Consider the following 22,075-nt stretch of genomic DNA (forward strand, 5'->3'; position numbering starts at 1 on the left):
ATCGTGAACATGCTCTGGCGCACCCTCCTCGTCCTCGCTCGCGCGCGTCGTGCCGCCCGCCGTCCGGGAGGACGCGTCGAGCCGACCGCGGTCGGCCGTATCCGCGTCACCACGCTCCCGACCGACATCGACGTGCTGCGGCACATGAACAACGGGCGGTATCTCTCGGTGTTCGACCTGGGTCGCTGGGACCTGCTCGTGCGCACCGGCCTTCTCGACACGATGCGCGAGCGCGGGTGGTACCCCGTGGTCTCGAGTGAGACGATCACCTTCCGCAAGTCGCTCCAGCTGTGGCAGCGGTTCACGATCGAGACGCGGTTCCTCGGCCACGACGACCGCGCGCTCTACCTCGAGCACCGGGCGGTCGTGCGCGGGGAGATCTACGCGCGGGCGCTCATCCGCGCGCGCGTGCTGAAGCGCGCGGGCGGGACGCTCGGTCACGAAGAGCTCTTCGCGGCCGTCGGCTATCCCGAGGGCCTCCCCGACGTGGAGCCGTGGGTGCACGAGTGGGCCGCGGCATCCGCCCTGCCGTCGACGCGGCGCCCCGCTCCGAGCATCTGGGACTGACTCGCTCGCTAGGGTGAGGAGCGTGCGCGAGGTGCTCACCACGATCGGGCGACTGCTGCTGGCTCATTGGCCCGCGCTCGTCGCTTGGTTTCTCGCCGGCGCGCTCGCACGCTATCTCGCGATAGAGCTGGCCGGCTTCGTCGGGGCGTACACGGCGATCGGCGGCTTCCTTCTGCTGCCGCTGGCTGCGCTGTCGCGCCTGATCGGTTTCGTCGCCATGTTCCTGGTGCTCCGCGACGGGATGCGGCGGCTCGGCGCCATCGCGCCGCTGCCGGTCGACGGCGCATCGCGCCGCCGCGCGTTCCGCGACGCCCTCCTCTCCGCGATCCTGCCGTTCTTCGCGGTGTACGCCGCGTGGGGCTTCCTCCGCCAGGACGTGCAGGCCTACACCGCTCGCGCGCTGGAGGTGCAGACCGATCGGCTATGGGTGGGCGCCGCCGCCGGCGTGGAGATCGACACCTCCGGCACCGTCGACAAACTCGGCTTCGAGCCGTGGACGCTGGCCGTCATCGCGGTGGCCTTCGCCGGGCGCTGGGCGTGGAAGCGCTGGTCGGCTCGACTGCCGAAGTGGCTCTCGCTGGGAGCGGTGTACCTCGAGGCGGTGTGGGTCTTCCTCAGCCTCTATGTCATCTCGGAGGCGATCGGGCAGATCACCGGATGGGTCGACTCGAGGCAGGCGATGGTCTGGCTCGCCGACCTCCGCGGCTGGCTCGCCGACGCCGCCGCGCCCATCGCGTGGGTGTGGTCGGCGGTGGAATGGCTTCTCGGCGAGCTCGGTGGCATCATCCTGCTGCCGCTGGCCTGGCTCGCGATCGCCGGAGTTATCTACGGGCAGGCCGTCGAACCCCAGCAGGTGCGCATCCGCGCCGCCGCCCTCGATCGGGTGCGCGGAAGGTACGGGAGCCTGCCGGCGCGGCTTCGCCGTCGCCTGTCCGACATCGGGGCCGGGATGGGGGCGCGATTCCGGCCGATCTGGCGCGCGATCGTGCTCATGTGGCGGGGCGGCCCGATCCTCATCGGCGGATACGTCCTGCTCTACACCGTGCTGATCCTCGGCGAGCGGATGCTGGGGATCGCGATCACGCGGCTCGTCGGGCCCCACGACCTCGCGTCGTTCTGGATGGTCGCCGACACTCTGGTGTTCCTCGCCGTGCCCTTGATCATCGAACCGGTGCGCACGGTTCTCGTCGCCAGTGCGTACGACGCCACGGTCGGCGCGCTCATCGGTGCCCCTGTCGTGCCGTCAGGGCACGTCCACGACGAGTCGCAGGAAGCGCGGCAACTCGTCGCCGACAGTGACGTCGACACCGAGGGGCCCGGACAGATCGTCGGGGACGAGGAAGGGCGCGGTCATGACATAGCGCCCGGCGAGGTCGGACGGGCATAGCGCGGGGTCATCGGAGCGCCAGCTGCCCGTCGTGGAGGTGGGGCGCCACTGTCGCCCCGTTCCGGACAACTCCCGCAGCTCGGGAGAGCCGCATAGCAGCGGGGCGTTCCCGGTGTCGACAGGCACCGTCACGACCAGGAGCTTCGTTCCTTCCGGGAGCTCCGCCTCAGGGTCGGCGGCGGCTTCCCGGATCTCGGCGGGTCCGAATTGCGCTCCTGCGAACGACGTCGCCCCGTCGGCGTCGACGGTGATCGGCAGGGCGGCATGTCCCGAGTTGTATGTCCACCATTCGCTGCCCCCGATGACGAGCGCTGTCGCCGGCACCAGCACGGCGACGGCGCCCAGGGCGAGCGCGTTCCGCCGCCACCAGCCGCGCGTCATCCGCGACTCCAGTCCGTGTCCGCGAGCTCTGTCTCGCCCACGCGCGGCAGATCGCCCAGGTCGAGGGGCATCTCGATGAGTTCGTCGAGGCGGGTGTCGGAATTCGTGGCCAGGCGCAGCACGGCCGCCGGCTCGTCCATGGCGTCGGAAGGAAGCTCGAACGCGAGGCTCCCGGACTGGGGGATGCCGACGGCCAGGCCCTCGCCGTAGATGCTCTGCGGTCGTTCGCTCGCCTCGAAGAATCGCTCGCCGATCTGCAGTGTCGCCGCCCCCACCCTGCTCCGGTCCTCCTCGCGTGTGGCCTCCAGCTCCGCGTCGACGACGAGCCACGTCCCGTCGGCCGACCATCCGCCCGCCGCCACCCGCTCGGCGATCCGAGGGTTGCTGACCGTTGCCGTGAGAGTGCGGGAGACCACCTGCTCGTCGAGCGAGGCGGTGACGGCGAACGGCGCGAGCGCGGCGTCTTCGCCGGGGGTGAGGAGGGCGACGAGCCATGCCGCCGCGACAAGCGCGACCCCCGTCATCCAGGCGATCCAGGGTTTCATCCGTCGCCGCCGTCCTCGGCGTCCGCACCGGCGCCCACGTCTTCGATGCGCACGGTGACGAGGGCCGCCGGTGCGGCGTCCGACCACGTCTGGCCGTCCGTGACGAAAGAGCCGGTGTACAGCTGCGCGTCGCGGACCTCGACGCGCAGCCGATCACCCTCGCTGAGGGCATCCGCCTCCACCGCCCAGGTGGCGACGAGCTGGGCGGGGACGCCCGGTTGCAGCCGCGGATCCGTCGTGGCGTCGTCGAAGCGGGCGACGGACACCGGCCCTTCACCGCTGATCGACGGCAGGCGCAGCGTCTGCGAGACGGCGCCGCTCGATCCGGTGGTGGCCAACGGCTTCGTCCAGCGATTCTCGGCCGTGACGAGAAGAGCGAGCACGCGCTGACCGGGCTCGACGGTGATGCCGGCCTCGGGGAACTCGTCGATGAGCACGGCCCGCTCCACGGTGAGGGCCACCTGCTCGCTGTCGTGGCGCGCGCCCGCCTCCAGTTCGGGAAGTGCGGCGACCGGCACGTCCGACAACCCGCCGAACGCCGCGGTGGCGGCGAGGAACAGCGCGGTGGCGATCCCCGCGAACCAGGTGGTCGGAACGCGGTCGCTCGCTGCGCGCACCCACGCCAGGCGACCGGACCGGGGAGGTTGCTCGGCCGCGGCGGGGGTCTCGGGCGCGGGGGTGCGCGGGCCGCCGCCTTCTCCACCGCTCACGGCGACAGCCTAGGGCGCGCAGCGGACGCGGTCACGCGTGGCCCGGTCGCCCGGCGTGCGAGACCGGATGCGACGACCCGTCGCACCTACGCTGAAGTCATGCTCTCCGACCCTGCCCCCGATCTGGCCGACCGGGCCGTCGAGCTCGCACGCCGCTGGGTCGCCGAGGCCGCCGCTGAGCCGGTCGACGCGTCGGCCGCGCGCCTGGCCGGGGTGCTCCGCGACCCGCAGGGACTGCCGTTCACCATCGGCTTCGTCGACGGCGTGATGCGTCCCGAGAGCCTGGCCGCGGCAGCGTCGCAACTGCACCGGATCGCACCGCTCGTGCCCGACTTCCTGCCGTGGTACCTGAAGGGTGCCGTGCAGGTCGGCGGGGCGGTCGCCCCCGCCCTCCCGGCTCCGGTCGTGCCGCTGGCGCGCCGGGCGCTGCGTGACATGGTGGGCCACCTCGTCGTCGATGCGCGCCCCGACAAGCTCGGGCCCGCCCTGACGAAGCTTCGCGAGAGCGGCGCGCGGCTGAACCTCAACCTGCTGGGGGAGGCCGTCCTCGGCGAGCGGGAGGCCACCCGTCGGCTGAACGGCATCCACGATCTCGTGCAACGGCCCGACGTGGACTATGTCTCGGTGAAGGTCTCGGCGATCGCTTCGCACGTGTCGTTGTGGGCGTTCGACGATCTCGTCGAGCGCGTCAGCGAGCGCCTCCTGCCGCTCTATCTCAGTGCCGCGTCCGACGGCACGTTCATCAACCTCGACATGGAGGAGTACCGCGACCTCGACCTGACCATCGCGGTCTTCACGCGGCTGCTGGAAGATCCGCGACTGTCGAGCCTCGAGGCCGGGATCGTGCTGCAGACCTACCTCCCCGACGCCCTCCCGGCCCTGCGCGAGCTGACCGCGTGGGCGCGGCAGCGGGTCGCGGAGGGCGGTGCGCGCATCAAGATCCGGCTCGTGAAGGGCGCGAACCTGGCGATGGAGCGCGTGGACGCGATCCTTCACGGCTGGCCTCTTGCCACCTATGACCGCAAGGTCGACACCGATGCGAACTACCTCCGCTGCCTCGACGAGGCGCTGCGGCCGGAATCGGCCGCCGCCGTCCGCGTCGGGGTGGCCGGCCACAATCTCTTCGACGTCGCCCACGCGTGGCTCCTCGCCGGGGAGCGCGACGTGCGGGACGCGGTGGAGTTCGAGATGCTCCTCGGGATGGCGCAGGGGCAGGTGGCCGCCGTCGCCCGCGAGGTCGGCCACGTGCTGCTGTACGTGCCGGTGGTGCGTCCCGACGAGTTCGACGTCGCGATCGGCTACCTGGTCCGCCGGCTCGAGGAGAACGCGTCGGGGGAGAACTTCCTCTCGGCCGCGTTCGACCTCGCCGGGGACCCGGACCTGTTCGACCGGGAGCGCGATCGGTACCTGGCATCCGTGGGACGCTCGAGCGACCCCGACCTGGCCGTCGGTCCGAACCGCGGCCAGGATCGGGCGGCATCCGTGGACCTCGATGCGCCGCGCCTCACACGCGCTCCCGCGGGCGCGGAAGAGGGCATGACGCAGGCCGTGCTCGGGATCGCCCGCGGATCGTCGCCCGAGGAGGATCCGGCACGAGTGCTCTTCGGCGGCGAGGCGTTCGTCGAGACGGCGGTCTTCTCCGAGCGGGAGTCGGAGGTGGCTCCGGATGCCGCGGGCGCGCCCGGGTTCCGAAACGCCGCCGACTCCGACCCGGCGCTCGCCGGCAACCGGGCATGGGCGGCCGAGGTGCTGGCCCGCGTCGCGGTGTCCACCGCCGGCGACGCCGCGATAGCCGACGCCCGGGTGGCGGATGCAGCCGCCCTCGACTCGGTCGTCACGAGCGTGCGCGACGCCGCATCGTCCTGGGGTTCGCGACCGGCCGCCGACCGCGCGGGCGTCCTGGAGCGCGCCGCGCGGATCCTCGCCGCCCGTCGGGGAACTCTCATCGAGGTGGCCGCATCCGAGACCGGCAAGGTCTTCGCCGAGGCCGACGTCGAGGTGAGCGAGGCCGTGGACTTCGCGGACTATTACGCCGCCACCGCGCGCGAGCTCGACCGCGTCCCCGGCGCGGTGTTCGAGCCGGCTCGCGTGACCGTGGTCGCGCCGCCGTGGAACTTCCCCCTCGCCATCCCCGCCGGCGGGGCGCTCGCGGCGCTCGCCGCCGGGTCGGGCGTCGTCTTCAAGCCCGCACCTCAGGCGCGGCGCTGTGCTGCGGTGATCGCCGAGGCGCTGTGGGCGGCGGGCGTGCCGCGCGAGCTGCTCGCCCTGGTCGACATCGACGAGGAGACGCTCGGCCGCACGCTCATCGAGCATCCGGCCGTGGACCGTGTCATCCTCACCGGCTCGTGGGACACCGCACGGCTCTTCCGCACGTGGCGGCCCGACCTGCCGCTCCTCGCCGAGACCAGCGGCAAGAACGCGATCGTCGTGATGCCCTCGGCCGACCTCGACCTCGCCGCATCCGATGTCGTCCGCAGCGCCTTCGGTCACGCGGGGCAGAAATGCTCCGCCGCGTCGCTCGCGATCCTCGTCGGCCCGGTGGCGCGCTCGCGCCGTTTCGCCCAGCAGCTCGTCGACGCGACGACGTCACTGCGGGTGGGGCCGTCGTCCGACCCGCTCAGCGAGGTGGGCCCGCTGATCGAGGAGCCCACGGGCAAGCTCCGCTGGGCGCTGACCACGCTCGGCGACGGCGAACGGTGGCTCGTGCAGCCGCGCGAGCTCGACTTCGGCGTCGAGGAGGCCGGTCGGTACTGGACCCCCGGCATCCGCACCGGCGTCGCCCCGGGCTCGCGCTTCCACCGCGAAGAGTTCTTCGGGCCGGTGCTCGGCATCCTGCACGCATCGTCGCTCGCGCACGCGATCGAGATGCAGAACGCCGTCGCGTACGGGCTGACGGCGGGCCTGCACACCCAGCATCCGGATGACCTCGCGCTGTGGCTGGATCGCGTGGAGGCCGGGAACCTCTACGTCAATCGCGGCATCACCGGGGCGATCGTGCAACGGCAGCCGTTCGGCGGGTGGAAGCGCTCGTCGGTGGGCCCGGGCGCCAAAGCGGGCGGCCCCAACTACCTGATCGGTCTCGGCTCGTGGCGGGCGAGCGCGGGCGGCCCGACGTCGTCGACGCTGCATCTGCGGGGCCTCGACTCACGCATCACGAGCCTCATCGAGTCGGCGCAGTCCTCCCTCGGCTTCGAGGCGTTCGAATGGCTCCGTCGGGGAGCGCTGTCGGACGCTCTCGCCTGGGACCGTGAGTTCGGCCGCGTGAAGGACGTCTCGCGCCTCGGCGTCGAACGGAACCTGTTGCGCTACCGGCCCGTCGAGGTCGCCGTGCGGGCCACGGCGGATGCGTCGTGGCAGGCCGTGCTGCGCGTGGTCGTCGCCGGGGTGCGAGCCGGCGGGGCGTTCGGCCTCAGCGCCCCGGTCGGGCTCCCCGCGGGGGTCCGCCGATCGCTGGGTGAACTGGGCGTCGCCGTCTCGGTCGAGAGCGACGAGGAGTGGCTCGAGCGGATCGGCGGGGCCGGCGACATCCTGGCGGCGGTGGCCGATGAGGCATCCGGCCCTCGCCCCGCCCGCGTGCGTCTCGTGGGCGCCGCCGAGACCGTCGCTAAGCTCTCCCGCGCCCTCGCGACTGCCCTCGACGGCGACCCGGATGTCGCGGTGTACGCCGACGAGGTGACGACGGCGGGCCGCATCGAGTTGCTGCCGTTCCTGCGCGAGCAGTCGATATCGATCACGGCGCACCGCTACGGCAACCGCGATCCGTGGAGCACCGCCGTCATCTGACCCGAGGGAGCCCGCCCAGCGGTCGACCCGGCGTGGCCGGCCCAGCCGTCGACACAACTCCTCGACATCGGGCCCCGCGGGTGCCGGCTCGGGGCGCGCGGCGGGGAGTTTGAGGAGTTCAGTCGTCGACGCGGCGGCGCAGGGTTACGAGGCCGACGAGCCCGGCGGCGAGGTAGAGCGCGCCCTGAAGCTGCAGAAGGGGCCACAGCCCGACCGTGCTCTCGGCCAGCCCGCCGAGGAGAAGCCCGGCGCCCTGCCCGACCGCGAACAGCACGCCCATCGCCGCGAAGACGGGGCCGCGCTCGCTCGGAGTGGTCTCCCCCTGAAGGCGGCTGACGAACGCCGTCACCATCACCACGCCGGGGGCTCCGACGACGGCGAACAGCACCACATAGGGCCAGAGCTCCGTCGTGATCAGCGGCAGATTCCACACGGCAAGCGACAGGAGGCCGAACGCCAGCGTGCTGCCCGCGGCCAGAGCCGTGGCATCCGCGCGCCGGGAGAGGATGCCCAGCGCAAGCCCGGCGGCGATGGCGCCGACGGCCTGGATGCCGCGAAGGAGCCCGACGTCGGCCTCACCGCCGCCGAGCGGACCGACGACGAACAGCACGAACAGCACCTGGAACATGCCCTGGGCGACGCTCGCCAGGACGATCATGCCGAACACGGCGCGAAGGCGGGGCAGGAGCAGGGCCGCCCAGACGCCGCCCGCGTCGTGGGCTGCGGCGAGCGACGCGTTCGCCGGCCGGACCGTCGCGATGAGCGCCGCCGAGACGAGGTAGGTCGCGACGTCGACGAGGACGACGACGCCCAGGCCCCCGAAGGCGAGCAGCAGGCCGCCCACGGGCCCGCCCGCCAAACGCCCGAGGTTCTGGTTCAACCCGATGAGCGCATTCGCCGAGACCAGCTGGTGCGGACCGACGAGGTCGGGGAGAAGCGAGTTCTTGGCGGGCTCGAAGAGCGCCGCAAGGGAGGCGTGCGCGGCGATCACCGCGAACAGCAGCGGGACGTCGTCGACGGCGTCCACGAGGAGGAGCGGCAGCAGGGCGACCGCCTGCCCCACGTTGACGAGCACCATGACCCGGCGCCGGTCGTACCGCTGCGCAAGGCGGGCGGCGAGGGGAGCGAGCACGACGGCGGGTGCGAGCTCCAGCAGGAAGGCGACCGCTGTGCCGAGGGCGGAGCTTGTCAGCTGCAGAACCACGAGCGGCAGCGCGACGAAGAGCAGCCAGTCGCCGGCGTCGGAGACGAGCCCGGCCGCCCACAGCCGCCGGAAGGAGACGACGGTGAACGCGCTGCGCGTCGGGGATTCAGTGCTCACGGTGGTCGAACGTGGGTCGAGGATAGGCCAGCGTCGACACCGAGACGACGGCCGAGCCATCGGGCGCATCGGTGCGCGTGGCGGCGATGAACGGACGCAGCAGCGCGTCGATCTGCCCGACGAGGGCCTGGACCTCCTCGGGCGTGACGCGCAGGCCGTAGGTCATGTGCGCTTCGATGCCCCGCCACTGCGGCGGCAGCGTGTCGCGCGTGCGCAGGTGCTCGCGTGCGCGCTGGAAGTCCAGTCGCAGCTCCGCCGCGGCGACGGCGGCCGCCCCGGCCGCGACATCCGGGTCGGCGGCATCGAGGTCGCTTTCCAGACCCGTGACCGTCGCCCGCCACGGGCGCTCCCGTCCGTCGGTCGACGGCGCCGGCTCGACGAGCCCGTGCCCTGCGAGCACCCGCAGGTGGTAGCTGCAGTTGGAAGGAGTGTCGCCGACCGCACGAGCGCAGGCCGAGGCGGTGGCCGGCCCCGCTGACATCAGGAAGCTGAGTACATCCAGACGCACCGGATGCGCGAGCGCGGCGAGCGTGCTCGCGTCGGCGACGCGGCGGCGGTTCTCGGCCATGATGCTCCAATCTGAAAGAGATTTTCAGACTACGAGGCGACCCCCCGATCTGCAAGGCTCTTTCAGATCTCGTCCGCGCGAGAAGAATCGGCAGAGCGGCTACGCGGAGGCAGCGATCCGGCGGAAGTGATCGGCGACCTCGGCTGTGCTCGACCTGGACTGCAGGCACAGCGTCAAGAGGACGCGCGCTTTCGGACCGTCCAACCGCTGAGCGCTCACGAGGCCCCTCGCGAGCAAGTCCTGCTCGCTTCCCGCGAAGCCATACGTCCGGGACAGGACAGTCCCTGCACCCGTGCGGGATGACAGGACCACGGGGATGCGCGCTGCGGTCTGCTCCAGAAGGGAGACCACGCCCCGGGGCACATGCCCGCCCCCGAAACCCTCCACCACCAGACCCTGATAGCCGAGGTCGGTGACGGTCCCGATGAGCCGCCCGTCGTCACCGAGCGCCATGCGGAGGAGGGCGACGGACGGCGCATCGTCTCGCACCGCGTCGGGAAGCGGCTGAAGCGGTGCGGGCCTCGTGAGGATCACGGGCTGCTGCTCTGAGACCCACCCGAGGGGGCCCACTCCGAACGACTGGAAGGCCCCGGGGTTCGAGGTATGAGACTTGCGAACGCACCGGGCAGCATGGATCTCATCGTTCATCACCACCACGGACCCCAGATTCCGGGCCTCGCAGGATCGGGCGACGCGAATCGCTGCCAGGAGGTTCGCGGGGCCGTCCGCACCGGGGAGAGCGGGATTGCGCATCGCGCCGGTGAACACGATGGGTTTCGGCGATCGAACGAGAAGATCCACCGCGAAGGCGACCTCCTCGATCGTGCTCGTGCCCTGGGTGATCACCACACCGTCGCTGCCCTCGTCCAAACTCGATCGGATCTCGTCAGCGAGCGCGATCACGTCTTTCATCGTGAGGTCGCTCGAGGGCATCTGCCGAAACGAGGTGGCAGAGAGCTCGACGTCGGGCATCGGGGGCAGCGCCTCGAGCAGCGACGCCGCTCCGAGCCGCGGCGAGACGCCGGGCTCCCCTGCGGCGGCGGTCGATGCGATCGTCCCGCCCAGACCGATCACTCGCACCCGCGGCGTGTGGGGCTCGTCCGATACCGACCGGATGCTCACACGACCGTCCTCTCCCGCGCACGGGGCAGGTCGACGTCCCACGTCGCCCGATCGCGGTCGTCCGGGGCGTGGGGAAGGCGCCCCGCGCCGTCGGGAACGGGGATCGCCCGCAACAGGGATTGGGTGTACGGATGCCGCGGATCCCGCCAGATCGTCTCCGTGTCACCCGACTCGACGACGCGACCCCGGTACATCACCACGGTGCGGTGCGCGATCCGGCGAACGACCGAGAGGTCGTGGGAGATGAAGAGCATCCCCGATTCCACTCCTTCGCACAGGCTCCTCATGAGCGCCGCCACGCTCATCTGTGTCGAGGCGTCGAGCGCCGAGATCGGCTCGTCCGCGATCAGCATACGAGGGCGCGCCGCGATGGCCCGAGCGATCGCGAGGCGCTGGCGCTGACCGCCCGAGAACTCATGCGGGTAGCGCCTCGCCGCGGATGACTCGAGCCCCACCTGCCCGAGCCAGTGCTCGACGGAGGACGTCTCATCGCCCCGAGCGACTGCAGCTCGGATGCCGTCGGCGATCTGCTTGCCGACGCGCCGGCGCGGATTGAGTGACGAGTTGGGGTCCTGGAACACCATCTGGATCGATGTCATGGCCGGCGCCCGCGTCCGCAGCCCCAGAACCGGCACCTCCCCGTCGCCGAGCCGCACCGTTCCGGAAGCACGCCGCTCGATACCGACGACGGCGCGGGCGAGACTGGACTTGCCGCATCCGCTCTCTCCGACGAGGGCGACGACCTCACCCGGGGCGACCGTCAGTGAGACGCCGTCGACCGCGCGGAGCGGGTGACGCCCGCCGTACGTGACGACGAGGTCGGACACGATCAGTCCCCTGTTCACGATGCGACTCCCTCCGCGCGCTCTCCGTCATGCAGCAGCTGCTCGACCAGAGACGCGGGATCTTCCTCGAGGGTCGAACCGGGCAGGGCTTCCAGAAGCGACCTGGTGTACTCGTGCTGCGGGTCGGCGAAGATCCGAGCGCGCGGTCCGCTCTCGACCACGACTCCCGAGCGCATGACCGAGACGTGATCGGCGATCGCGCTCATCACGCCGAGGTCGTGGGTGACGAACAGCAGACTGAGGCCCGTCTCGTCGACGAGCCCGCGGAGGAGGCGCAGAACACCCGCCTGCACTGTCACATCCAGCGCCGTGGTCGGCTCGTCCGCCAACAGCACCTCCGGGTCGCACGCGAGCGCCACCGCGATGGCGATCCGCTGGCGCTGGCCGCCGGAGAACTGATGAGGGTACTTCTTCATGGCCGTCTCGGGATCCGGAACGGCCACTCTCTCCAGGAGCGCGACAGCTCTGGCTCCGGCCTCCCGCGAGGAGAGCGATAGATGGTGGCGCACGTGATCCGTGAGCTGACGGCCGATGCTGAGCTGCGGGTGCAAGCTCGTGGAGGGGTCCTGGAAGATCATCGCGACGCGGCGGCCGCGGACGGCGTTGAGCGTCGCCGGCCGCGCGCCGATCAGTTCCACGTTCCCGTGCGGGGAGGACAGCGTGATGCTGCCGGTCGACTTCATGGCCGAGGGCAGGAGACCGAGCACCGCGAGGGCGCTCATCGTCTTTCCGGAGCCCGATTCGCCGGCGATCCCGTGCACCGTTCCCCGGGTCAGGGTGAGGTCCAGTGAGTCGACGATCTTCTGTCCGTTGCGCAGCGCGATCGTCAGCCCGCTGATCGTGAGCGCCGAGGAGCCGGTCACAGTGCGCGCCCGCCGTCCCGATTGATGTGGGATCGCGGATCGAGGCGATCGCGCAACGCGTCGCCGATGAAGTTGAACGCGGCCACGACCGTCAGGATCGCCAATCCGGGAAAGACTCCGAGCCACCAGGAGTTGAAGTTCTGCATTGCATCCGACACCATCGAGCCCCACTCGGCAGTCGGCGGCTTGGCGCCGAGTCCGAGGAAAGACAGGCCCGAAAGCAGCAGGATCGCCGTGCCGATGTCGAGGGTCATGAGGACGACGACCGGCGCCAGGATGTTGGGCGCGATGTCTCGCAAGAGAGATCTGGTCGGCGAGAGGCCGAGGAGCCGCCCGGAGATGGCGTAGTTGGAGGTGCGCAGGCCGAGCACGAGACTGCGGGTCAGACGGGCGTACCCGGGCCACGACACGATGAGCGCGGCGATGGCCGCGTTGACGAGGGTGGCGCCGAGAGACGCGGCGATGACCATTGCGAGGATCACTGTCGGGAAGGCCATGACGAGATCGGTCAGTCGCATCAGCCCCTCGTCGAACCACCGGCCGAAGTAGCCCGCGATCGATCCGATGATCGCGCCGAGGAGGGCGCTGGCGGTGACCAGCAGGAGCGCCAGCGGGATCGTGACGCGGGCGCCATAGACAAGGCGGGAGAAGACGTCCCGACCGAGGGCGTCCGTGCCCATGATCATGTCGGGCCCCGGCGCGTGGAGAACCGGCAGGTTCTGAGCGAGCGGGTCATAGGGCGCGATGAGCGGTGCGAGGATCGCGACGACGATCCATCCGACGGCGATCGCGGCGCCGAGAACGCCGACCGAGCCCGACCAGCCGCCGAGCGACGGCAGCAGTCGCCGTCGGGGGATGAGCGGCGTCGTGCGCTCCATGATGTCCGTCATGCGAGCCTCACTCGGGGATCGAGGACGCCGTAGAGGAGATCGACGGCGAGATTGACCAGCAGGTAGATCAGTCCGATGACGACACCGACGCCCATCACGCCCGGCAGGTCCAGATGCGAGGCTGCCTTGTAGGCGTATGTGCCGATGCCGGGCCATCCGAAGACCGCCTCGACGAGCACCGTGCCGCTGAGAAGGGTGCCGAAGGCGAGACCGACGACGGTGAGGATGGGGACGCTGGCGCCCCGCAGGACGTACGAGACGACCGTGCGGCGGGGGAGCCCTTTGGCCTGCGCAGCCCGGACGTAGTCCTGATCCAGGACCTCCAGCACGGCCGTCCGCACGAAGCGCGTCAACAGCCCGACGGTGTAGAGCGTCAGCACGAGCACGGGGAGTGTGAGATGCCAGGCCGCGTCGAGGAACGTATCGAGCTGGCCGGCGAGGAGTGAGTCGACGGTGTACAGGCCCGTGACATGCGGCGGCGAGGTGAAGTCGCTGCTCAACCGCCCGGAGGAGGGAGCGATGCGCAGTTTGAAGAACAGCAGGTAATAGGCCACGAGGGCCAGCCAGAACGTGGGGACGCTCAGTCCGGCGAGGGAGACCAGCCGAAGGGCCTGGTCGGTCGCTCTTCCTCGGCGGTAAGCGGCGACGGTGCCGAGGGTGACGCCGATGATCACGCTCAGCAGGATCGCGCCGATCGCGATCTCGATCGTCGCGGGCAGTGCCTCGCTCAGGTCGGACGCCACGGCCTTGCGCGTCGTGATCGACACCCCGAGATCCCCCTGCACGAGGTGCAGCATGTAGTTGGCGTACTGCACCGGCAGCGGCTGGTCGAGCCCGTGCTCGACCTTGAACTGCGCGACGGTGGCTTGGTCATCGGCGGCGCGCTCTCCGAGAGCAGCGGCGATGGGATCTCCGGGCACGATGGTCGTGAGCGCGAAGGTCACGAGGGTGACCCCGATCATCAGGAGCAGCGAGGTCACGATCCGCTGCAGGGCGAAGCGGGCGAACCGATGAGGGGAGCGGGTCCCGCCTTCCGGTCGTGCCGGAGACGGGACCCGCGTCGCGGAGTCGACGTGAGACAAGGATTACTTTCCGAGATCGGCGATGTCGATCGTCCACAGCAGGTTGTAGCCCACGTTGGTGATCCCGTCGCGCGCGGCGATGGTCTTGCTGGGCTGGATCAGGGGCACCCAGGGCCCGCTGACGTGAAGCTGCCGCTGCAACTCCTCGAAAGCCGCCTGCCGCTCCTCGTCGCTTCCCCCCTGCGCCGCCACCGCGGCGAGCTCCGACACCGTCGGATCCGCATCCGCAGCCCACCCGGTGCGAAGCCCGATCAGGTCGCCCGGGGTGTAGGCGAAGTAGTACGTCGGGTCGGGATAGGACGGACCGAAGTACCAGAGGCCGAAGGCCTCCTTGCCGTTGCGGTAATTGTCGAGCTCGGTGGCCACCGGCGCCGGGGCGAGCTCGACGTTGATGCCGACCTCCGCGAGCTGGGACTGGATGCGCTGCGCGAGCACCGTGAACTCCACACCGCCCAGGCTGACGTCGCTGGGGAAGCTGAGCGTCACCGTCTCGCCGCTGTACCCGCTTGCGGCAAGGTCCTTCTTCGCCTGGTCGATGTCGGTCTTGGGGGCCTCCTCGGGGTCGAGCGCTCCCAACAGCATGCTGGGGATGACCCCTCCCGCGCGGACGGTGCCCGGCCCGGCGAGCGACAGGAGCTCGTCGTAGTCGATCGCGTTGCGCACGGCCGAGACGAAGTCGGGGTTGCTCGTGATCGTCGAGATCGCCTCGTCCTGGTTGAGCAGGAGGAAGACGACGTCCTCGCCGGGCTCGGAGACCACATTGATCGACGAGTCCAGGCTCTCCGCCTGCGTGGCCGAGAGGTCGAGCGCGATGTCGGCGCTGCCCGCCTCGATGTTGATCGCCTGAGTGGCGCCGTCGGCGTTCTCGATCACGACTCGGTCGTATGTCGGCGCGGTGCCGCCGTAGTTCTCGTTGGCTTCCAGGACGATCTTGGACGAGATGTTGGCCGACTCGAGAACGTATGGTCCCGATCCCGCGGACGTCTCGTTCAGGAACGACTCGGCGCTGTCGGTCGTGTCCGTGGTGCCACCGTTTTCCATCACGACCCTGGAGTTGACGATCCCCAGTGCCGGATTCGTCAGGATCGCGGGCAGTTCGGGCTTCGGGACCTCAGTCGTCAGCTCGACGGTCTTGTCGTCCACCTTCGTGACGGTGACGCCGTCGAGCAGGAAGGACGGATTGCCTTTCATGCCGATCAGACGCTGGAGGCTGAAGACGACGTCGTCCGCCGTCATGGGCGTGCCGTCGGAGAACTCGGGTGAACCCTCCAGCGTCAGGGTGAACGTTCTGTCGTCGGGAGCCTGTTCCAGCGACGCCAGGCCCGGCACGACCTTGCTGACGTCGTTGCCGTCGAACGTGAGCAGGGTCTCGTAGAGCGCGTGAGCGATGAACGAGCCGGTGGGCTCGTACTGACGACCGGGGTCGAGCGTCTTGAGGTCGAAGGACTTGTCGATCGTCAGGCTCGAGACTTCGTCGCCGGTCTCTGTCTTGCCCGAGGAACACGCGGTCAGTGCGACCGCGAGCGCCAGCGCCGCGACGGCGGCCCGGCTAGCAGTGTGGAACTTCATCGTTCTCCAAAAGGTGAGGCGGGTGGCGCGGGCGCCGACCCGAGAGGGGTGGGATTGCGGTGCCGGTTGCTTCACAGAGCGAGTGCCTCTGCGTCGGGAACGGGATCCGGGCCTCGGCTCGGTCCCTGGAACAGACGGTAAGACGCTGGATGTCGAATGTCAACATCAGCAGCGCGAACGGGGATCTGTGTCTTTGTCGCCTCCTTCTACGCCGTGGCGTGAGGGTCGTCTGCGAGCAGGAGGTTCGTCGCAAGAGCGGCGCGATCGACGACCTGTCCGTCCTTGATGACGTCCCGTATCCGCTGATAGTTCTCGGCCGCCGCCAGGGGGTCGCCGTCGAGGACGACCATGTCGGCGACCTTGCCGGGCGTCACCGTGCCGTAGCGGTCTCCCTTGCCGTATGCGTCGGCGATGTGCGAGCTCGCGGACCGCAGGATCTCCATCGGATCCATGCCGCGCTCCCACGCCGCCTCGAGCCACAGAAAGTGCGCCGAGCCGATCTGAGTCGGCATGTCGGGCACGGAGTCCTCGAGAACGCCCGGGCGGAAGCCCGGGTGGCTCTTCACCCGGCGCCCGTAGGCGAACGCATCCGTCGTGAGGAGCACGCGGGCGCCCCGGTTGATGAAGGTGCGGTTGTTCTGGTCGGCGATCCCGAGACGAGCGCCATCCTCCGGTCTCGCCTCGGCGAGCCAGCCCAGGTGCCGCTCGGTGAGGAACAGCGCCATGCACGGCAGCTGCCGGTCGACGACCACGTCCATCAGCGACTCCGGGATGGCTCGGGGGCCGGTGATGTCGGGATGCTGAAGCAGGTCGGCGCCCGCCTCGACCTCCATGCGGAGGGACTCGACAGACGTCGTATGGGCCTGGACCAGCAGCCCCTCGGCGTGCGCGGACTCGACGATCCTTCGCTGCGCCTTCTCGGAGAACAGGAGATAGCGCTCCATGCGGTGGTCGGACGCGGCGTACTTGACGAAGTCCACGCCGGTGTCGCGGATGTACGCGGTCACCGCGTCGCCGATCTCGTCGATCGTCATCGAGATCAGGCCGGCGCCGCACCCCACCTCCCACTGATCGTTGATCCGCTTCTTGGTCTCGGGCTCGAAGGTGAGGCCCGACCTGAAGAAGTCCTCGGACATCGGACCGTTCAGACCGAGGATGTTGCCACCGCAGAAGAACCGCGCCGCCACGCGCTGCCCGCTCGCGACGGCGTCGCGCGCGGCGACCAGCGGTCGCGCCGGTCCCCAGGTGTCGAAGACCGTGGTGAGGCCGTATTTCAGCGCCAGCTCGGCCGCCTCGAGGGCGAGCTGGTCGTACCTGCCCTCGAACTCCAGCAGCGTGTCGGGTGTCCGAGCCGAAACGAGGTGAACGTTGGCATCCATGAGACCCGGAATCAGGTAGCCGCCGGAGTAGTCGTGCACCTCCGCACCGGCGGGCACGTCGACGGACGCCGACGGTCCGGTCGCGGCGACGCGTCCGTCCACGACGACGACGGTCGAGTCGGGAACGGGTGCCCGTCCGGTCCCGTCGATCAGAGCGGCGTGTCGGAATGCGACGATATGGGACATCTTCAACGGATCCTTCGTTCGGGTGGCCGGAGCCGGCGAATCGGTCACTGCCGTGATCGAGGCGGGGGTCAGCGGGAGGCGGATTCTGCCCCCATCAAGGTCGCCAGCGCGGCGACGTCGTCGAGCTCCTCGATCTCGACGAGCATCCGGTGCAGTCGGTCGGCGTCCGCCGGCGTCAGCACCGGTTCGGTCAGAACGAAGAACTTCTCGCGCAGGGCGTCGTCCGAGAGCGGATTGGCGGGGCTGCCCAGCGGGTGAGGCACATCTCGGGTGTGGGTCGAACCGTCCCGCAGCGTCACGGTGGTCACCGAAGCGACGGACTGTCCTTCGGTCGCGGCATCGACGTCGAAAGAGGAGTCCCCCGTGACGAACACCCGCTCGGACAGGCTCTTGACCGCGGAGTCCTCGATGCGCCGATCGGTCATGATGTCGGCGAACGTCACGGCGCCCCGATATGCGGCAACCGCCAACACGTACTGCATGCAGTGCGACCGCAGCGGGTTGTTGTCGACGACGTGGTATGACGATTGCGGCGAGCGCACATCCACTCGATCGATCTGCGAGGGATCGATGCTCTCCTCGCGGAGGATCGCTGTCAGCCCGTCGAGTCCGGCGGGGATGAAGACGCAGCAGCTGTTGCGCTTGAAGAAAAGATGCTCCACTTCGTAACGCTCGCCGATCTGCGCGAGCAGCGCATCCTGGTCCCACTGGCCCGTGAAGGCCAGGCCGAACGGGTATTTGCCGCCCAGGATGTCGTCGGGACCCTTGAAACCGTGCCTGGCGAGGAGGGCCGCCTGAGTGCCGGCCTGGGAGGCGAGCCCGATGTTGAGCGGCCGCGACTGCTCCGACGGGTCGTCGACCCACGAGAGGAGACCGCAGGCGCTGGTCCCCGCGAGTCCGAGTGCGTTGAGGAACTGCTCGTCGTCCAGCTTCAGCAGCAGCCCCGCCGCCACGGCCGCGCCGACCGTGCCCGCGATCGTGCTCGGGTGAAGCCCTCGCGCGTACATCTCGGCCGGCCCGAGCGCGTATGACACGCGCGCCGCCACGTCGATTCCCCCGACGACCGCTGCGAGCAGTTCCTTCCCTGACGAGTGCTCGCTCTCCGCCACGGCCAACGCGGCCGGTGCGACGACGGCGATCGCGTGGACGTTCGCACTCGCGTGGTGGCTCTCGATATCGCAGTAGTAGGCGAGCGTGCCGTTCAACAGCGCGGCCGTCGACGGGTCGGTGCGATCGACGGTTCCGAACACGCTCGAGGCGCGACCCTCGGTCATCCCCACGTAGCTTCGAAGCTGGTCGATGACGGGGTACTCGCTGCTCGTTGCCGCCATCAAGGCCCCGAGCGCATCCGTCAGGGCTCTCTTCGCGCTTGCTCGGGCGCTCTCGGGGACACTGTCGTACCGATAGTGGTGCAGGGCGGAGACCAGTTCAGCAGTCCGGTTGTTCGTCATGGGCGTCGTTCCTCTGTCCGGGTTCGCGGGATGCAGTGGCTCAGCCGCGCGGCAGGCCGAGGGCGTCGGGTACGCCGAGCAGGTTCGGCAGCACGAGCGTCGGGGCCGGATGATCAGGGTGGAGGGCTTGAGAGTTGCGATTGATCCAGATGGTCGGGATGCCCATGGGGACCGACCGGGGCAGATCCACGTATTGCGACTGGGCGACGTGGACGGCCTCGTGCGGCTCCGCGCCTGCGCGGTCGAGGATCAGCTCGAACAGCTCGGCTGCGGGCTTGTACGCACCGACGACCTCGGCCGTGATGGCGTGCGTGAACGGGTCGTTCATGCGTCGGGCGCTCGAGTCGAGGATGTCCTTCTGGCTGTTGGAGATGGTCCCCAGGGGGAAGGCGCGACGGAGGACGTCGAGCACCGGGATCGTGTCGGGAAACGGCGGTGCGTCGGCCATGACGTCACCGAGCCGAGCGGCCTGTTCCTCGGTGATCTCGACTCCCTCCGCCGCGCACGCCGCGAGCATCGTGTCGGCGAGCAGCTCTCGGTAGATCTTGAAGGGTTCGTCCGTCACGGCAGGAAGGGCGTGGCTGTAATACCACCTGGCGTAGAAGCTCTCCACGTCGAACCCGGGGCCGAAGAGCATCACGAGATAGGCCTTGAGCGCACCGTCCCAGTCGATGAGCGTGCCGTAGGTGTCGAACGTGATGACCTTCGGGCGAGCAGGCAGCGGGGCGGCCGGAGGATGCGGCATGCGTTGTTCCGTTCGTGGTGTGAAGAGCTCCGCACGACTGAAGGTGCGGAGGTCACCCATGGAACTAGACGACTTCGTAAGGTGTCAAGAGCAAATTACTAATTACCTCGCGAAGCTTGCGTCCGCACCCGGGACCGGAAGGCCCGCACGTGGGCGCGATTGGCGCAGCCAGCAGGTTCGCAATAGAGCCGCGTACCCGGACGAGACGTGTCCACGAAGACCCGGCTGCAGTCGACGCCCTCGCATGTCCGCATGCGGGGAAGCGCACCGTCGGCGATCGCGGACAACAGAGCCACCGCCGTCGCCGTGGTCACGCGGTCGCGCAGCGGTGCGCCGACCCGCGAGTAATGCCAGTGCCACTCACCGTCGTGGTTGGTCATGCGTGGCTTGGATGCGGCGGCGTCGAGGAACCCGTTCAAGATGTCCACGGCCTGGGTCTCGTCTTCGGTGTCGAAGATCGCGCGCAGCTCGTGTCGCCATCTCCTCAGCCACGCATGATCGAGCGGGGTCAGCGAATCCGTGCCCTCCCACTGCAGCTCGCGCAGGAGGTGAGCCGACTGGGAGATGGTGTCGAGGGCATCCTCACCCGTCACCGGATCGAAGGTGTTGACCAGCGCCACGCCCGTCTGGACCGAGCGCCCCAGGTAGTCCTTCAACATCTGCTGAACCTTCGATCGTCATGCGTTAACGCGATTTTACTCCTTCCCGTCCGAAAGGCCCGCCAAGAGCACGCCGAGTGCGCTGGAGACATGCCGCGCGGCGTAGTCGTCGAGCTCCGTGCTCGCGCCGTCGGCGATCAGGCGCAGCAGCTCGCCGTGTTCGCTGACGATGCGCTTGCGATAGTCATCCACATCCGACAGGACGCGTCGGGTCTGGAAGAACTGGATCTGAGACCGGATCGTCTGCCATGCGTGGAGCAGCCGTCCGTTGTGCGCGGCGACGTAAATGGCATCGTGGAACCGCAGGTCCAGCTCCAACAGCTCCTCGATGCTCGCGTGGGCGTCGACAGCCCGCTCCAGGTCGCGCAACGCCGATGCGATCTTGTCCGTCTGCCCGAATCTTGCGGCGCCACTGGCGGCGAGACGGTCGAGCGCGACGCGGAGTTCGTAGAGTTCGACCGCGTCGGGCGCGCTGATGTCGATGACTCGAGAGGGGCGATGCCATCCCGTCACGACGATGCCCTCCCGCTCGAGCTGCCCGAGTCCTTCGCGTACGGAGCCTCGGCTGACGCCGAGAGAGGCGGCCAGCTCGACCTCTCGGAGCATCTCGCCCGGCTCGAACCTGCCCTCGAAGATCGCCCTCCGGATCAGGGACGCTGCCTCTTCGGCGATGCCGCGGTGAGATACACGGCCAAGGCGCTGCTCGCTCATGGAAGACAGTTTGACATCCCGCCGGATGTTGACATTCAGCATTACGCCCATCAAAGTGGGAGGCGTCCGACGAAGCCTCCGCTACGAGGTAGTCGCGTCGGACGCCATCACACGCATCATCGGAGAAACAGTGACGTCAGCTCCCCTGCGCTTCGCGCATCTGGACCCTTCGCACTCCCCGGGTCAGCAGGAGAGCACCGGAGGGATTGGCGACAGCCGCGCCGTCGACTTCTCGCACGGAGACGTGGACGCGTTTCCCCCGCCAGCGCCCGCGATCACGGCCGTGGCGAGGGCCATCGATGACGGCGGGACGTGGGCGTACTCGCCGTACCGCGGCCACGGCACGGTGCGCGCGGCACTCGCGGGACGGTTGGCCGATCTGACAGGAGCCGACATCGATCCGGCCTCGGAACTGTTGATCAGCGCGGGCACCCAGGCCAGCCTGTACCTCGCGATGTCCTCCATCGTGGAACGCGGCGCCGGGGTCGCGATAGTGACTCCCGACTACTTCGCCTACCGGAAGATCACGGGCTACCTGGAAGCCCGTCCCGTGGAGATCCCCCTCTCCTATCGCGACGCTGGTGAGCCGGGCGTGCTCGACCTGGCTGCTCTGGAGCGAGCCTTCTCGGCGGGCTCGCGACTTCTCGTGTTCTCGAACCCCAACAATCCGACGGGGGTGATCTACGACGCAACCCACCTCAGCGACGTCTACGCCCTCGCGGAGTCGTACGGCGCTCATGTCATCGTCGACCAGTTGTACTGCAGACAGATCTTCGATCAACGGCCGTTCACTCACCTGCGGACGCTACCGGGCGCCTCGACACGCGTCACGACGCTCATGGGGCCGTCGAAGACAGAATCGCTGTCCGGGCTCCGGCTCGGGGTGGCGATCGGCCCCGCGGAGCTGGTGAGCCGGATGGAGAGCCTGCAAGGGATCGTGACGCTCCGCGCTCCCGGCTACTCCCAGGCCGCCTTGATGAGCTGGCTGGCCGAGCCCGCTGGATGGTTGGAGTCGCGAGTCTCAGCGCATCAGAGCATCCGCGATGACATCGCCGGAGTGATTCGAGAGAGCCGGACCGTGTCGGCCCGGCTCACCGAGGGCGGCAGCTACATGTTCCTCCACTCCCTCTCGGTCGAGGGACGGCTCGATGAGTTCGTGGACCGTCTCCGCGTGGAGTGTGGCGTGACGGTGACGCGAGGGTTCGAGTTCGGCGACTACCCGGACGGCTTCCGACTGAACTTCTCCCAGAGCCACGCGGCGGCCGTTGCAGCCGTCGAGCGGCTGGTCGACTTCTCGGACCGGTTCTAGCC

General features: G+C 69.5%; 19 protein-coding genes. 4 read left to right on the plus strand and 15 right to left on the minus strand.

Features of this window, described 5'->3' with window-relative positions; all coding sequences use genetic code 11:
• The first annotated feature begins 3 nt into the window (after window positions 1-3).
• Window positions 4-567, plus strand: a complete 564-nt coding sequence (locus ACTU3I_RS03875; protein WP_442924308.1) for an acyl-CoA thioesterase — start codon at window positions 4-6, stop codon at window positions 565-567.
• A gap of 22 nt (window positions 568-589) precedes the next feature.
• The gene (locus ACTU3I_RS03880; protein ID WP_442924309.1) at window positions 590-1,954 is read left to right on the plus strand and encodes a hypothetical protein; all 1,365 of its coding nucleotides are present in this window, start codon (window positions 590-592) and stop codon (window positions 1,952-1,954) included.
• Window positions 1,955-2,331: 377 nt separating this feature from the next.
• Here the strand turns inward: ACTU3I_RS03880 and ACTU3I_RS03885 are convergent, their stop codons facing one another.
• Window positions 2,332-2,880 carry a hypothetical protein gene (locus ACTU3I_RS03885; protein WP_442924310.1) on the minus strand — a complete coding sequence of 183 codons (549 nt, stop codon included), beginning with the start codon at window positions 2,878-2,880 and terminating at the stop codon, window positions 2,332-2,334.
• On the minus strand, window positions 2,877-3,590 hold the full coding sequence (locus ACTU3I_RS03890; RefSeq protein WP_442924312.1) for a hypothetical protein: 714 nt from the start codon (window positions 3,588-3,590) through the stop codon (window positions 2,877-2,879). The genes ACTU3I_RS03885 and ACTU3I_RS03890 overlap by 4 nt, the downstream gene beginning before the upstream one ends.
• A gap of 99 nt (window positions 3,591-3,689) precedes the next feature.
• Here ACTU3I_RS03890 and ACTU3I_RS03895 point away from each other — a divergent pair, with 99 nt between their 5' ends.
• Window positions 3,690-7,373 carry a proline dehydrogenase family protein gene (locus tag ACTU3I_RS03895; protein ID WP_442924313.1) on the plus strand — a complete coding sequence of 1,228 codons (3,684 nt, stop codon included), beginning with the start codon at window positions 3,690-3,692 and terminating at the stop codon, window positions 7,371-7,373.
• Between the two features lie 118 nt (window positions 7,374-7,491).
• Here the strand turns inward: ACTU3I_RS03895 and ACTU3I_RS03900 are convergent, their stop codons facing one another.
• The 13 genes from ACTU3I_RS03900 to ACTU3I_RS03960 all read right to left on the minus strand — a co-directional run bounded on the left by ACTU3I_RS03900 (window position 7,492) and on the right by ACTU3I_RS03960 (window position 20,764).
• Complete coding sequence (locus ACTU3I_RS03900; protein WP_442924314.1) at window positions 7,492-8,694, minus strand: MFS transporter; 1,203 nt, start codon at window positions 8,692-8,694, stop codon at window positions 7,492-7,494.
• Window positions 8,684-9,262: an ArsR/SmtB family transcription factor gene (locus ACTU3I_RS03905; RefSeq protein ID WP_442924316.1), complete on the minus strand. Its 579-nt coding sequence runs from the start codon at window positions 9,260-9,262 to the stop codon at window positions 8,684-8,686. The genes ACTU3I_RS03900 and ACTU3I_RS03905 overlap by 11 nt, the downstream gene beginning before the upstream one ends.
• 99 nt (window positions 9,263-9,361) lie before the next feature.
• Entirely contained in the window at window positions 9,362-10,384 is a 1,023-nt protein-coding gene (locus ACTU3I_RS03910) for an asparaginase (RefSeq protein WP_442924317.1), read from the minus strand.
• Entirely contained in the window at window positions 10,381-11,229 is an 849-nt protein-coding gene (locus ACTU3I_RS03915) for an ABC transporter ATP-binding protein (protein ID WP_442924319.1), read from the minus strand. The genes ACTU3I_RS03910 and ACTU3I_RS03915 overlap by 4 nt, the downstream gene beginning before the upstream one ends.
• A complete protein-coding gene (locus ACTU3I_RS03920; protein WP_442924321.1) occupies window positions 11,226-12,092 on the minus strand; it encodes an ATP-binding cassette domain-containing protein in 867 nt (288 codons plus the stop codon). The genes ACTU3I_RS03915 and ACTU3I_RS03920 overlap by 4 nt, the downstream gene beginning before the upstream one ends.
• Window positions 12,089-12,982 carry an ABC transporter permease gene (locus ACTU3I_RS03925; protein ID WP_442924322.1) on the minus strand — a complete coding sequence of 298 codons (894 nt, stop codon included), beginning with the start codon at window positions 12,980-12,982 and terminating at the stop codon, window positions 12,089-12,091. Before ACTU3I_RS03925 ends, ACTU3I_RS03920 begins: the two co-directional genes overlap by 4 nt.
• Complete coding sequence (locus ACTU3I_RS03930; protein WP_442924323.1) at window positions 12,979-14,064, minus strand: ABC transporter permease; 1,086 nt, start codon at window positions 14,062-14,064, stop codon at window positions 12,979-12,981. Before ACTU3I_RS03930 ends, ACTU3I_RS03925 begins: the two co-directional genes overlap by 4 nt.
• Window positions 14,065-14,067: 3 nt before the next feature.
• Window positions 14,068-15,633: an ABC transporter substrate-binding protein gene (locus ACTU3I_RS03935; protein ID WP_442924325.1), complete on the minus strand. Its 1,566-nt coding sequence runs from the start codon at window positions 15,631-15,633 to the stop codon at window positions 14,068-14,070.
• A gap of 206 nt (window positions 15,634-15,839) precedes the next feature.
• Entirely contained in the window at window positions 15,840-17,198 is a 1,359-nt protein-coding gene (locus tag ACTU3I_RS03940) for an amidohydrolase family protein (protein WP_442924326.1), read from the minus strand.
• Window positions 17,199-17,266: 68 nt separating this feature from the next.
• Complete coding sequence (locus ACTU3I_RS03945; RefSeq protein WP_442924327.1) at window positions 17,267-18,649, minus strand: MmgE/PrpD family protein; 1,383 nt, start codon at window positions 18,647-18,649, stop codon at window positions 17,267-17,269.
• A 40-nt stretch (window positions 18,650-18,689) separates the two neighbouring features.
• Complete coding sequence (locus ACTU3I_RS03950) at window positions 18,690-19,394, minus strand: HAD-IA family hydrolase (RefSeq protein ID WP_442924328.1); 705 nt, start codon at window positions 19,392-19,394, stop codon at window positions 18,690-18,692.
• Window positions 19,395-19,492: 98 nt separating this feature from the next.
• On the minus strand, window positions 19,493-20,053 hold the full coding sequence (locus ACTU3I_RS03955; protein ID WP_442924329.1) for a CGNR zinc finger domain-containing protein: 561 nt from the start codon (window positions 20,051-20,053) through the stop codon (window positions 19,493-19,495).
• A gap of 36 nt (window positions 20,054-20,089) precedes the next feature.
• The gene (locus tag ACTU3I_RS03960; RefSeq protein ID WP_442924330.1) at window positions 20,090-20,764 is read right to left on the minus strand and encodes a GntR family transcriptional regulator; all 675 of its coding nucleotides are present in this window, start codon (window positions 20,762-20,764) and stop codon (window positions 20,090-20,092) included.
• A 130-nt stretch (window positions 20,765-20,894) separates the two neighbouring features.
• On the opposite strand from ACTU3I_RS03960, the gene ACTU3I_RS03965 reads away from it, so the two are divergent.
• Window positions 20,895-22,073, plus strand: a complete 1,179-nt coding sequence (locus ACTU3I_RS03965) for an aminotransferase class I/II-fold pyridoxal phosphate-dependent enzyme (protein ID WP_442924331.1) — start codon at window positions 20,895-20,897, stop codon at window positions 22,071-22,073.
• Window positions 22,074-22,075 lie beyond the last annotated feature (2 nt).

Origin of the sequence: Microbacterium sp. RD1 (genome assembly GCF_052220165.1) — a bacterium.
GTDB lineage: Bacteria > Actinomycetota > Actinomycetes > Actinomycetales > Microbacteriaceae > Microbacterium.